13 protein-coding genes are annotated in these 12,835 nt (G+C 40.7%); 1 reads left to right on the forward strand and 12 read right to left on the reverse strand.

The features are described 5' to 3' along the window. Positions 1 to 18 precede the first annotated feature (18 nt). Positions 19 to 381 carry an Asp23/Gls24 family envelope stress response protein gene (locus IGJ41_RS12635; RefSeq protein WP_002354933.1) on the reverse strand — a complete coding sequence of 121 codons (363 nt, stop codon included), beginning with the start codon at positions 379 to 381 and terminating at the stop codon, positions 19 to 21. 273 nt (positions 382 to 654) lie between these two features. Between IGJ41_RS12635 and rpmB the strand changes: the two genes are divergently transcribed. Then, on the forward strand, positions 655 to 843 hold the full coding sequence (gene rpmB, locus IGJ41_RS12640; RefSeq protein WP_002354928.1) for a 50S ribosomal protein L28: 189 nt from the start codon (positions 655 to 657) through the stop codon (positions 841 to 843). A gap of 102 nt (positions 844 to 945) precedes the next feature. On the opposite strand, the gene IGJ41_RS12645 is transcribed toward rpmB, so the two are convergent. The 11 genes from IGJ41_RS12645 to gmk all read right to left on the reverse strand — a co-directional run bounded on the left by IGJ41_RS12645 (position 946) and on the right by gmk (position 12,658). Then, positions 946 to 1,590 carry a thiamine diphosphokinase gene (locus IGJ41_RS12645; protein WP_002361010.1) on the reverse strand — a complete coding sequence of 215 codons (645 nt, stop codon included), beginning with the start codon at positions 1,588 to 1,590 and terminating at the stop codon, positions 946 to 948. Further along, positions 1,587 to 2,240 (reverse strand): ribulose-phosphate 3-epimerase, encoded by a 654-nt coding sequence (rpe, locus tag IGJ41_RS12650; protein WP_002354925.1) that lies wholly within the window; start codon positions 2,238 to 2,240, stop codon positions 1,587 to 1,589. Before rpe ends, IGJ41_RS12645 begins: the two co-directional genes overlap by 4 nt. Before the next feature lie 23 nt (positions 2,241 to 2,263). Further along, complete coding sequence (gene rsgA / locus IGJ41_RS12655; protein WP_002359046.1) at positions 2,264 to 3,157, reverse strand: ribosome small subunit-dependent GTPase A; 894 nt, start codon at positions 3,155 to 3,157, stop codon at positions 2,264 to 2,266. A 248-nt stretch (positions 3,158 to 3,405) separates the two neighbouring features. After that, complete coding sequence (gene ireK / locus IGJ41_RS12660) at positions 3,406 to 5,562, reverse strand: serine/threonine protein kinase IreK (RefSeq protein WP_438714540.1); 2,157 nt, start codon at positions 5,560 to 5,562, stop codon at positions 3,406 to 3,408. Further along, complete coding sequence (locus IGJ41_RS12665; RefSeq protein ID WP_002354922.1) at positions 5,559 to 6,308, reverse strand: Stp1/IreP family PP2C-type Ser/Thr phosphatase; 750 nt, start codon at positions 6,306 to 6,308, stop codon at positions 5,559 to 5,561. The genes ireK and IGJ41_RS12665 overlap by 4 nt, the downstream gene beginning before the upstream one ends. Before the next feature lies 1 nt (position 6,309). Next, entirely contained in the window at positions 6,310 to 7,689 is a 1,380-nt protein-coding gene (rsmB, locus tag IGJ41_RS12670) for a 16S rRNA (cytosine(967)-C(5))-methyltransferase RsmB (RefSeq protein WP_002354921.1), read from the reverse strand. Between the two features lie 5 nt (positions 7,690 to 7,694). Further along, a complete protein-coding gene (gene fmt, locus IGJ41_RS12675) occupies positions 7,695 to 8,636 on the reverse strand; it encodes a methionyl-tRNA formyltransferase (RefSeq protein WP_002368448.1) in 942 nt (313 codons plus the stop codon). Continuing rightward, the gene (gene def, locus IGJ41_RS12680; RefSeq protein WP_002371656.1) at positions 8,629 to 9,123 is read right to left on the reverse strand and encodes a peptide deformylase; all 495 of its coding nucleotides are present in this window, start codon (positions 9,121 to 9,123) and stop codon (positions 8,629 to 8,631) included. The genes fmt and def overlap by 8 nt, the downstream gene beginning before the upstream one ends. A gap of 26 nt (positions 9,124 to 9,149) precedes the next feature. Further along, positions 9,150 to 11,582 carry a primosomal protein N' gene (gene priA, locus IGJ41_RS12685; protein WP_002419612.1) on the reverse strand — a complete coding sequence of 811 codons (2,433 nt, stop codon included), beginning with the start codon at positions 11,580 to 11,582 and terminating at the stop codon, positions 9,150 to 9,152. 154 nt (positions 11,583 to 11,736) lie between these two features. Beyond that, positions 11,737 to 12,039, reverse strand: coding sequence for a DNA-directed RNA polymerase subunit omega (gene rpoZ / locus IGJ41_RS12690; RefSeq protein WP_002354916.1), 303 nt, complete (start codon positions 12,037 to 12,039; stop codon positions 11,737 to 11,739). A gap of 4 nt (positions 12,040 to 12,043) precedes the next feature. Then, on the reverse strand, positions 12,044 to 12,658 hold the full coding sequence (gmk, locus tag IGJ41_RS12695; RefSeq protein WP_002354915.1) for a guanylate kinase: 615 nt from the start codon (positions 12,656 to 12,658) through the stop codon (positions 12,044 to 12,046). Between the last annotated feature and the right edge of the window lie 177 nt (positions 12,659 to 12,835).

The following is a 12,835-nucleotide window of genomic DNA, read 5'->3' on the forward strand; positions in this document are numbered from 1 at the left end:
GTTGACAGTACACTACCTCTAATCCGGTAATACACGAACTCCTTGAACAAAAACGTTAACTGAATTCGCAGTGACACCTAATAATGTTTCAAGATTATATTTTACTTTTTCTTGGACGTTACGAGAAACTTCAGAAATTTTTGTACCATAACTAACAATCGTGTAGACATCCACTGCGATTCCGTTGTCTTCTTGACGAACAACGACACCACGTGAGTAATTCTCACGACGTAAAATATCGTTTAAGTTATCTTTAATTTGATTTTTGCTTGCCATTCCGACAATTCCGTAAATATCTGTCGCAGCTCCGCCAACTACTGTAGCGATCACATCATTGGTAATCTCAATGGTACCTGCGGGTGTTTGAATTTTTACAGCCATTGATGAAAGCCTCCTTATAAGAGCACATTCGCCCTATTTTCTTCCATAACATTTTATCATATCCAGCCTTTAATTAAAAGGAAGTTCGTCAGATATTTTCATTCTTCCACTTCTAAGTGAACATTCTAGCAAGATTTTAATTTACTCTTTTTGATTGCTAAAGTCAAATCATAGAAAAAAATCTTCTTGCAAATCAGTGCCTAATATGATAAATTAAGTTAGTATGAGCTGAATATTATCGCTCCAAGATCAAGGCAAAGGAGGAAACTTAAAATGGCAAAAGTATGTTACTTCACTGGTCGTAAGACTTCAAGTGGTAATAACCGTTCACATGCGATGAACTCAACAAAACGCACTGTGAAACCTAACTTACAAAAAGTTCGCGTATTAATCGATGGTAAACCTAAAAAAGTTTGGGTGTCAACTCGTGCTTTGAAATCTGGTAAAATCGAACGTGTTTAATAAACTTAAATAAGCAAAGCTGGACGTTCGTTGTTCGGCTTTTTTTATTGCATAAAAAAAGAGGTTGGACCTTCATCGCATTGATGAAGGTCCAACCTCTTTTTACTTGTCTTTACTTTGAATAACCGCAATCATCCCTGCATCGAAGGAAAAAGCAGCGGCTTCTTCGATAAATTCATTACTTGCATACGATGTTGGGTAAGGAACATCTTGATTGGTTAATAAATATTTACTGCGTCGTAGCGTCAAGTTTTCTACAGGCGTCAAACAGCAGTAGGCCAGATATTCTTTATCTGGCTCTTTCGGTACGATATACGAACCAGGGGCGTAATACTGGATGCTATTTTGACGATCGCATAGACGGATTTGACGAAGTACGCCTTGAAATCGTGGTTCAAAGGGTAACCAAAGATTGGCTAACAGGTGGTCAATTCTGCCCCCTGTCGCACCGATAATCGTCATCTCTGCTTGTGGAAATCGTTGTAAAGCTTCTTGAAGCGCTAATTGTGTGTCTGTATCATCTTTTTCAGCAGGTGCTTGAATGAGTGTTTCGGCAGTTTCTTGGACAAAATGGTATTCTTCTCGTGATAATGAATCAAAATCGCCCACCGCTAATTGTAACGGTAAATCGGCCTCTAATAAATGGAGACAGCCGCGATCAATACCTACGAAATAATCATACGTAGCTGGTTCAATGGTTGGCCAATCACTTGGATTGCCGCCAGCTACCAGTAAGACACGACTCATTTGTCTAGCACTGCTCTCAGTGCATCGATTCGTTCTTGAGGATTTTCAGCATTATAAATGTAGGAGCCTGCAACAAACACTTCCGCACCAGCTTCTTTACAGCGTGCGGCAGTTTCAGGAACAATCCCGCCATCGACTTCAATTTCATAGGTGTATCCTTTTGTTTCTTTCCATTCTTTTAATTGAGCAATTTTTTCTAGTGAGTTTTCAATAAATGATTGTCCGCCAAAGCCTGGATTGACAGTCATTACCAAGACTTGGTCTGCTAAGTCTAATACATTTTCAATCATCGAAAGTGGTGTCCCAGGATTGATGGTTACGCCAGCTTTCACACCCGCATTTTTAATCATTTGTAAGGCACGATGAATATGGGGTGTTGCTTCTTGATGGACGGTAATAATATCCGCACCGGCTTCCGCAAAGGCATTGATATAGTTTTCAGGTTGTACAATCATCAAATGAACATCCAATGGTAGTTTTGTCACTGGACGAATCGCTGAAACGATATTCGGTCCTAAGGTAATGTTGGGCACAAATTGACCGTCCATAACATCAACATGAATATAATCTGCTCCTAATTCTTCTACTAAACGGATATCTCTTTCTAAATTGGCAAAATCGGCACTTAAAATGGATGGTGCTAGTTTCATTTGGCTCGCTCCCTTTATATTTGCTATGATTTTTTCTTATAAACAGGTCGTCGATTCTCGATTTCCATTAAAAACTGTAAATAATTTTCGTAACGACTCGTCGCAATGGTTCCCGCTTCCACTTGACGTTTCACTTCACAACCAGGTTCTTTGTGGTGCATACATTCACGAAACTTACAGTGAGAGGCCGCGGCAACAAATTCAGGAAATTGCTTTGGTAATTCCACTGCTTCCATCTCCAAGAAATCGATGGCACTAAATCCTGGTGTATCAGCAACCAAACCGTCGTATAACGGAATCAATTCCACGTGACGGGTCGTATGCTTGCCCCGTCCTAAAGATTGGGAAATTTCCGCAGTTGCTAGTTGTAATTCTGGTGAAATTTGATTCAACAATGTTGATTTTCCAGCGCCTGATTGTCCCATAAAAACAGTCAACCGTTCTGGGAAAAAGCGTTCTAATTCTTTGGTGGCTTCTACGTCTTCCGAAGCGATCACCGCATAACCTAACGCTTCATAAATCTGTTTAATTTCAGTGACTTCTTGACGTTGCGGCTCATCTAATAGATCAACTTTCGTTAAATAAATAACTGGTTCTATATCCTTATACTCTAAGCTGACTAAGAAACGATCCAACAAATTAAACGAAAAATTTGGCGAAACCATACTCATGACAACCACACCTAGATCCACATTTGCAACAGGCGGGCGCACTAATTCATTTCGTCTTGGTAAAATTTCCAACACATAACCATCTGTTAAATTATCGCTTTCAAAAAGTACTTCATCTCCCACGAGTGGCGTAATTTTTCGATTACGAAAATTCCCTCGCGCTCTTGTTTGATATGTTTCTCCATCTGCGTATACATAATAAAAACCGCTTAACGCTTTTCTGATTTGACCTTTCAGATAAACCACTCCTAACTACTTTCGAATATACAGGATAGTGGCAGAGAAATCAAGGGAGCCTCTCGATTCTATTAATTAAAAAGAGCCTAGGACATAAGTCGAAATGACTTACCTTCCTAGACTTAAACCTTAAGATAAACTGCGGGACAGGAGCAGCTTCTTCTTATTGCTGAGAAACACTATTTGAAAAGCAAATAAATGTTAAACAGTACCTACTTGGTTCTTGAAGCTAAACGCTCCTGTCCCAACCTCTTGTCTTAATTACTCGTACTACTTTCACTATTGGTGCTTTTTGAATCATTTGCTTTTGAATAATAAACCGTAACAGCGTCGCCTTTTTTGACTTTGCTGCCAGCGGATGGGCTAGTTCGTTCAACGACTTGGCCATCGCCAGAGCCAGATAATCCTTGTTCATTGATTTTAAGGCCAGCGTTATTGATGCTGTCTTCTGCAGCTTTTGGCGAATAACCTGAAATATCGGGAACAGTTACTGAGTCGCTGCCTTTGCTGACATGTAAAGTAATCGTGTCATTTTTCGGATCAACAGCGGTACCAGAAGCTGGTTCTTGACTAATCACGGTATCTTTTTCAACTTTGTCGCTTTCTTCGTCCACTCGTTTAATTTGAGATTCTGGGATACCTAAAGCAATTAAGCGACTTACCGCATTATCATAAGAAATTCCGCTATAATCAGAAAGTGTCACTTTGTCGCTACCTTTACTTACATATAATGTCACTTGACCATTTTTAGGTACTACGGTGCCCCCTGGTGCGGGGTCTTGCGTAATGACTAAACCTGGTTCTACCGTATCGCTTGCTTGGTCGACACGCGTAATTTGAGATTCAGAAATACCTAATTGTGCCAGTGCATTTACTGCATTTGTGTAAGAATAACCGGCGTAACTAGGCAAAGTAACCGCTTCTGGTCCTTCACTGACCGTTAAAGTGACGTTGTCTTTTTTCGGATCAACTTTTTTACCTGCAGCTGGTTTTTGTTTAATAATGTTATCTGTAGACACAGAATCACTGTATTCTTTTTTCGTTGTAATTTGGTCTTCTGAAAACCCTAGTTTTTTCAAGGCTTCGACAGCAGATTCATACGATTCCTTTGTATAATCGGCCATCTCAATTTTTTCTGTTCCAGAGCTGATATATAAAGTAACAGATCGGCCTTTTTTCACAGATGATTTTGCTTCGGGGTCTGTTTTGACCACCTTGCCTTCTTCAATCTTATCGTCGGGAATTTTTTTGGTTTCACTATCGACTTTCAGCCCGGCACTTTGTAGCGCTTGTGAAGCGGCCGCTTTCGTTTCATTTGTAACATCAGGAACTTCAACGTCTTTACCGCCCGACATTGCAAAGGCTAAGCCACCTATTGCTAAAGCAATTAATGCCGCAATTGCTAAGCCAATCCACAATTTTTTGCGGTTTTTCTTCGGTGGTTGTTCAGCTAAAATGTCATCTGCGATATCTTCTGGAACTTCGACAGGCGTTGTCTCTTCCGGTTCAGCGATGTCTTCGGGAATCGGAGTTAATACTTTCGTTTCTCCTAATAAAGCCGTTGGTTCCCACGCAGGTTCGTTTAAACGACTGGCTGACAAGGACGTGTATAAGTCTTCTGCCATCTCATTCGCTGTTTTGTAGCGATCGCTTGGGTCTTTTGCGGTTGCGTGACGAACCACATTTTCCAATGATTGAGGAATCCCTGGATCAAACATTTTGACAGAAGGAATTTCTTCTTGAAAATGTTTTAAGGCAATCGTTACGGCTGATTCACCATCAAACGGTACATTCCCCGTTAGCATTTCATAGAGAATAATTCCCACAGCGTAAATATCTGATTGGTTGGTCGCCATGCTTCCGCGCGCTTGTTCTGGCGATAAGTAATGCACCGAACCTAACATTGTGTTCGTTTGCGTAATTGACGTTTCTGACAAGGCAATCGCAATCCCAAAGTCAGTAATTTTGACTGTGCCGTGTTCGTCAATCAGAATGTTTTGCGGTTTTAAATCCCGGTGAATAATTCTATGTTCATGTGCCATTGCGACAGCAGATAAAATTTGTTGCGTAATGTCCACAACTGTGGAATAAGGAATTGGGAAATGCGTTTGGATGTAACGTTTTAAGTCCATTCCTTTCACATATTCCATGACTAAATACTGTAGTCCATCTTCTTCGCCTACATCGTACACACTGACGATATTCGGGTGAACCAGCTCAGTTGCGGCTAGTGCTTCACGCTGAAAACGTCGGATGGCGGCTTGATCGTTTTGGAAGTCAAAGCGCAAGACTTTTACTGCAACGTCTCGGTCTAAAATTAAATCGTGTGCTAAATAGACGTTGGCCATGCCGCCACTTCCGATGCTGCCAATAATGTGATATCGACCATTCAGCTTCTTGCCGATTTCTATCATTGGTTTTCCTCCTTCTGTTCGTCAAAGTGTATCACTAACACGGTAATGTTATCTAAACCACCCGCTTCATTTGCTTGAGCAACGAGTTGGCTCAATTTGGATTCTAAGGGATCTGACGTCTCTAAAATTTCTAAAATTTTTGTCTCAGGAACCATATTGGTTAAGCCGTCCGAACATAACAATAAATAGTCATTAGGCAGCCATTCATGATTGGTTACATCGACTTCGACAGTACCAGGCATTCCCAAAGAACGTGTTAGGACATTTTTTCGTGGATGATTTGCAGCCATCTCACGAGTAATCTCCCCTGATTTTACTAGTTCATTCACTAAGGAATGATCTTCTGTTAATTGTAACATGTGTTGGTCACGAACTAAATAAGCACGACTGTCCCCCACATTTGCTAAGACAAATGAATCCGGTAAAAGAATGGCACCAACCACGGTTGTCCCCATTCCTAAATACTCTGGTTTCGATTGTCCGCGTTCATAAATTTTTTCATTTTCCTTTTGAATTGCTTGAATTAACCACTGTGCAGATTTTTCAGCTGAGTCGACAGACGCATTGGACCAACTCTCACCTAAATTATTGACTGCCATTTGGCTAGCGACATCACCTGCTTGGTGGCCACCCATGCCATCTGCTAAAACAGCAAAGGTTATGTGTTGCTGGTTCTCAAAAACGTTGGCATAATCTTGGTTCGTATTTCTTTTGCGACCGACATCTGATTGAACGTTGATTTCCAAATTATTTCACCTCATTTGAACTAACTTTCCGCATACAGCAAATAAAGAAGCCATCTGTCATGTATTGATGGGGATACAGAACCAGTTCTTGCTCTTTTACTACTGCTTGGACGTTTTCATTTGCAACAATTTCAATTTTTTCAAATTCAGGGTGTTTGGCTAAAAAGGCTGCCACTACTTCCTGATTTTCTTCTGGCGTAATAGTACAAGTGCTATAGACCATTATACCCCATTGTTTTAGTGTTGGGGCAACACTTTCTAAGATTTCTAACTGAATTTTAGGTAAATTTTGAAAATCATTGGCCGTTTTATGATATTTAATGTCTGGTTTACGGCGCATTAGCCCTAAGCCTGAACATGGTGCATCAACTAAAATCCGATCAAAGGTTTCTGCGGGAAATTCTTCGGCCACTTGTCGCGCATCAAGCTTTTCTGCTTGGACGACATCCGCCACGTGGAGGCGTTGCGCATTTTCATTAATTAGCTTAATTTTGTGCGCATGAATATCTAAAGAAGTCACACGACCACCTGCTTCAGCCTCTAAAAAAGTTGCGATATGAGTCGTTTTGCCACCAGGAGCCGCACAAGCATCCAAGACACGATGATGCGGTTCAATTTGCATCGCTGGAGCCACGAGCATAGAGCTTTCATCTTGAATGGTTAAACAACCGTTAATAAACAGTTCACTGCCAGCTAAGTAGCCTTTTTCAGCGACAACACCATAAGGGGAAAGTTGACTTTCCTTCGCGGCAATCCCTGTTTCTTGTAATTCTTCCAGCGCTTCTTCTCGTGAAATAAACCGTGTGTTTACTCGGCCACTCGCATGACTTTTTTCAAATAATGACAAACCTAACTGCCGTGTTTCTTCTTCGCCTAATTGGGCAAGTAATTTTTCTGTTAACCAACGTGGCATGCTAATTTCCGTGGCTAAACGATCAACTGGATCGCTAATTGCGGCCAAACTAGGTGCTCCATTTCGTTGGAACGCCCGCAGCACGCCATTCACGAATTTACCAATCCCAGGATTGCCACGACGTTTGCCAATTTCAACCGCTTCATTAATGACTGCATGATCGGGCACTTTATCTAAATAAAGTAATTGATATAACGATAAAATCAATAAATTTTTCACCCAATTATCGACTTTTTGCGGTTTCTTAACAAATGGTGTTAAGTAGTATTCCAACAATAATTTGCGACTAATTGTGCCGTAGACAAGTTCTGTAAACAAGCGGCCATCTTTCTCGCTTAGTTCTGATTTTGTCATCATTTCATTAAGTAAAAGATTGGAGTACGCCCCACCTTTATCCACACGTTCGATGGTTTCTAAAGCAACGTATCGAACAGAACGTTTTAATTTCTTGGGGATTTTTTCAGCCATTTTTGTTAGTCCACCTTATCTTTTTCTGCGACATTTTGACCAACGCCATTTAAAAATTCTTGAATCGTTAATTGACCTTTACCTGCTGGTTGCAGGCGATCAATTTGAAGAACTGTCCCTTCGCCACAAGCAATCCATAGCGCTTTTTTACTACGTTGGATAATCGTTCCTGGGGCGCTGGTTGTTGTTTCAGTCAGTGGTGTCACTGCCCAAATTTTCCAGTTGGTCCCTTGATAGGTTGTGAACGCTGTTGGCCAAGGACGCATACCACGCACTTGGTTATCAATTGCCTCAGCAGTTTTTTGCCAGTCAATTCGTTCTTGTTCTCGAGTAATATTTGGTGAAAAAGTAGCCTCTTCTTCCACTTGTGGAATAGGCGTGATTTCGCCAGCAATTAGCTTAGGTAACGTCTCTAATAAAAGTTCTTTTCCTAGAATGCTTAATTTTTCAAACATGGTGCCTACATCGTCTTGTTTCGTAATCGGAATTGCACGTTGCGCTAAAATCGCGCCAGCATCCATTTTTTTCACCATTTCCATAATCGTGACGCCTGTTTCTTTTTCTCCTTCAATAATCGAGTAATGTACAGGTGCGCCGCCACGATATTTTGGTAAAAGTGAGGCATGGACATTAATCGCACCTAGTTTGGGCGCTTTTAAAATTTTCTCTGGTAAAAATTGTCCAAAGGCTGCTGTCACAATTAAATCTGGTGCTAAGTCAATCACTTTTTCCATTTCAGGAGAACCTGAAATTTTCTCTGGTTGTAAGACTAATAAGTTATGTTTTAAAGCTGCTTCTTTGACAGGCGTTGGGGTAATCACTTTTTTTCGGCCAACTGGTCGATCTGGTTGCGTGACAACCGCTTGAACGTCATAGCCTGCCTCGATTAAACTTTCTAAAATCGGAACAGAAAAGGCTGGTGTGCCCATAAATACAATTTTAGTCATCAAAATGTTCCTCCATATACGCTTCTAAATCTTCTGGTGCAATTTTCTCAATCATTTTGTCGATAAATAACTCGCCATTCAAATGATCAATTTCGTGTTGAAAAGCTCGAGCTAAATAGCCGTAAGCCGTAACTTCCATTTCTTCACCTTCACGGTCAAAATAACGGACAGTCACTTCATCTGCTCGTTCAACGGTTCCATATGTTTCTGGAATACTTAAACAGCCTTCCACATCAATACTGGTTCCTTTTTTTTCAATAATCACAGGATTAATTAGTTCAAAACGACCAGATTCTTCATCGATTTCAATCACTGCCATTTGTAAATTTTTCCCAATTTGCGGGGCTGCTAAGCCAATCCCATCATGGGCCAGCATTGTTTCATACATGTCCTCTAGTAACTGCACAATTTCATCGGTAATAATCGTCACAGGTTGAGCCTTCATTTTTAAGTGTTCGTTCGGGTGAATCACAACTGGATAGCGCATAAGTGCTCCTTTCAAAGCTGTATTTTTTAAATAAAATTCATGGGTTCTGCATCAATGGAAAGTTTTAAACCACGAGCCGTTGCTCGTTGTGTATCGGTTAAAATTTCTTTCAATAATGGTTGAAGCATTGGTTCTTGTTTATACTTGATAATCACTTGATAAAAGTACCGATTATTGACACGCATAATTGCGTTGGGCGTTGGTCCCAACAAAATAGCTTGCGGCGATAAGCCTTGTTTTAATTTCGTCGCAATTTGAAACATTTGTTTCGCTGCTTCATTTTCTTCAGGATGGCTGGCCGTAATTTGGACCGTAAAATAGTACGGCGGATAATTCCCACGATGACGAATATACATTTCTTTTGTATAAAAATCTTCATAATCTTGGGCTTTTGCCAATTGTATCGCATAATGCTCGGGGTTAAAAGATTGAATGATGACTTCTCCCGGTTTTTCAGCGCGACCAGCGCGGCCGCTGACCTGTGTCAATAATTGGAAGGTCCGTTCACTGGAACGAAAATCGGGTAAATTCAAGGCGGTATCAGCATTTAAGACACCGACTAACGTCACATTTGGAAAGTCCAGTCCTTTGGCAATCATTTGTGTGCCTAATAAGATATCCGCTTGTCCTTCACCAAATGTTCGCAAAATCTTTTCATGCGCACCTTTGCGACGGGTCGTATCAACATCCATTCGGAGAATACGACTGTCTGGTAACAACGTTTGTAATTCTTCTTCTACTTTTTGTGTGCCTGTTCCGTAGTAACGAATTTTATCTTGGCCACAGTTAGGACAGCGATAAGGAATCCGCTCTTCATGCCCACAATAATGACATTTCATTGTTTTGCTATCCATATGCAAAGTTAAGGAAATATCACAATTCGGACACGGCAACACATAGCCACAATCGCGACACATCACAAATGACGAATAGCCACGGCGATTAAGCAGGAGAACACTTTGTTCGTTTTTCTCTAAGCGTTCTTGGAGTTTTTCTTGCAACGACATGGAAAAAGAAGAGACATTGCCATTTTCTACTTCTTGACGCATATCCACTACATCAATCGTGGGCAAGGTTGCCGCTTGATTGGCACGCTGTGTTAATCGTAACCGCTGATAAACGTTTTTTTGCGCACGAGCGCGTGATTCCAAGGATGGCGTGGCACTGCCTAAAACAACAGGGCAATGATGATACTCCGAACGCCAAATCGCTAAATCTCTCGCGTGGTAGCGGGGGGTTTCTTCTTGTTTATAACTTGCCTCGTGTTCTTCATCAATAATGATCACACCGATGTTTTCGATTGGCGCAAAAATGGCAGAACGCGCGCCAACCACCACTTCCGCTTCTCCTCGTTCAATCTTCCGCCACTCATCGTATTTTTCACCTTGCGATAAGCCACTATGCATTACAGCAACATGTTCGCCAAAGCGACTTTTAAAGCGTTGCACCATTTGTGGAGTTAAAGAAATTTCAGGAACAAGCATAATGGCTGTTTTGCCTTGGTTAAGAACTTCTGCAATGACCTGTAGATAAACTTCTGTTTTCCCGCTTCCTGTAATACCTTCCAATAAATAGGTTTGACTTTGCTGTTCTTGGACCGATTGTAAGATTGTTTCCACAGCCACCTGTTGTTCTGCGTTCAAAGATAACGCAGTCGTTTTTTCAAACGTCTGATTAGCAAACGGATCACGATACGCTTCTTTTTCAATGAACGTTAACCAGCCGTTTTTGGCCGCTTCATTTAAAAGCGCGGTACTGAAACCTAATTCTTTCATTTCCTTCACAGCGGTGATTTTTTCAGTGCCCAAGCGTTGTAAATAGTAAAGAAGTTGCTCTTTCTTCTTAGCTCCCTTGCGTAAACCCAAACGAATTTCCTCTAGTTGTTCAAATTCCTTAGCGGCTTGAATGAAGCGGACCATTTTGACTTTATTTCTCGTCGTAACTTCGTAGCGAATATCGACTTTTTGCTGTTTACGCAACGCCATTAGTTGAGGCAAAATCCCACGTTCTTGCGCTTGGTCCCACGAAATTTCCTCTAAACCATAAAATAACTGATCTTGTAATTCTTCAGAAAGCTCATCCGTTAAATAAATATATTTTTGGTAATCGGCACGCATTACGCTAGGTAACATGGTTTGCAAACAAGTGATTTTAAAGGCAAACGTTTTTTCCTTCATATAATCAGCTAAAGCCAACATTTCTGTATTTAAGACAGGTTTTAAGTCCAATACCGCCACTAGTTCTTTCAACTGAACGTTGGCTTCGTCAAGAACCGTTGCAGCCATTGGTTCAATGGCTAAAACAAACCCTTGAACATGCCGATTACCGTTACCAAAAGGCACTTCTACACGCATGCCGACAGCCAATTGCTCATTTAAATTTTCAGGAACTAAATAAGTGAATGGTTGATCGGTTTGCATCGTTGGTACATCCACAATAACTTTGGCTACTTTTTGCATGGTGCGTCCTCCTTTTTATGTAAATTCTCTTTGCCTATTGTACTAAAGATTGACTGATTTGTCTTGTGTGTCTCGCTGGCACCTTTCAGAATAAACGAAGAGAAAGCCTCTGAAATAGACAGACGGCTTTCTCCATTCGTTGACAATCATTCAATTAATTTTTTTCGTCACGTAAACGGTTTTCTAATTCTTTTTGTTCTTGTTCACGTTGGCGTTTGCGTTCTTCACGTTCAATGCGTAGACGTTCGCGTTTTTCTTCAGGATTTGGATCACTGATCACTGTTCCTGCTTCGATTTCTTCTAACGCACGACCCACACTTTTTACAGAATCAAAGGATTCAACGGTTGGTTGAACGCCTTCATCTAATTCATGCGCACGTTTGCTTGCTAAAATAACCAAAGAATATTTTGAAGGGACTTCTTTTAACAATGAGTCAATTGACGGTTTTAACATCATAAGGCTACATCTCCTCTAACATTTTAATATATTTTCCAATTACACGGTCAACACGGAAGTGCTCACTCGCGATAATGTCTTTAATTCGTTGCACGGCTAAAGGAACTTCATCATTCACTACCGCATAATCATACAGCGCCATCATTTCGATTTCTTCTCTGGCCACAGCCATTCGTTCTTCAATCACAGACATTTCATCTGTTCCGCGGCCAATAATTCTTGATTTTAATTCCGCTAAATCGGGGGGTGTCAAAAAGATAAATACGCCATCAGGCACTTTGTCTTTGACTTGTTTAGCCCCTTGGACTTCGATTTCTAAAAAGACGTCTTTGCCTTCATCTAGCGTCTGGTTAACATACGTTAATGGTGTCCCATAATAGTTACCAACATATTCCGCATATTCCAACATTTCTCCAGCTTCAATCATCGCTTCAAATTCTTCTCTTGAACGGAAATAGTAATCTACTCCATCCACTTCGCCTTCTCGCTGTTTCCGAGTGGTCATTGAGATTGAATATTGAAAATCATTTTCTTCACTGTCGAAAATAGCCTTTCTTACAGTCCCTTTCCCCACTCCTGAAGGACCTGACAATACGATTAATAACCCGCGCTCTGACATAACGACTTCCTTTCAAAACATAATTTCACAGTATTAGTTCTATTTTGCACTTTTTTTCTGCAATTTTCAAGACTTTCTTGGAGATTCACTGAAAAAATAACATTTCTTCTTTAATTTGGCTTTCATAACTTGTTCTTTTTTTAAACAAATTACCTAGAATTCCTATACAGGCAGCCA

Source organism: Enterococcus sp. DIV1537a (assembly GCF_051712085.1).
In the GTDB taxonomy this organism is placed as follows: domain Bacteria; phylum Bacillota; class Bacilli; order Lactobacillales; family Enterococcaceae; genus Enterococcus; species Enterococcus faecalis.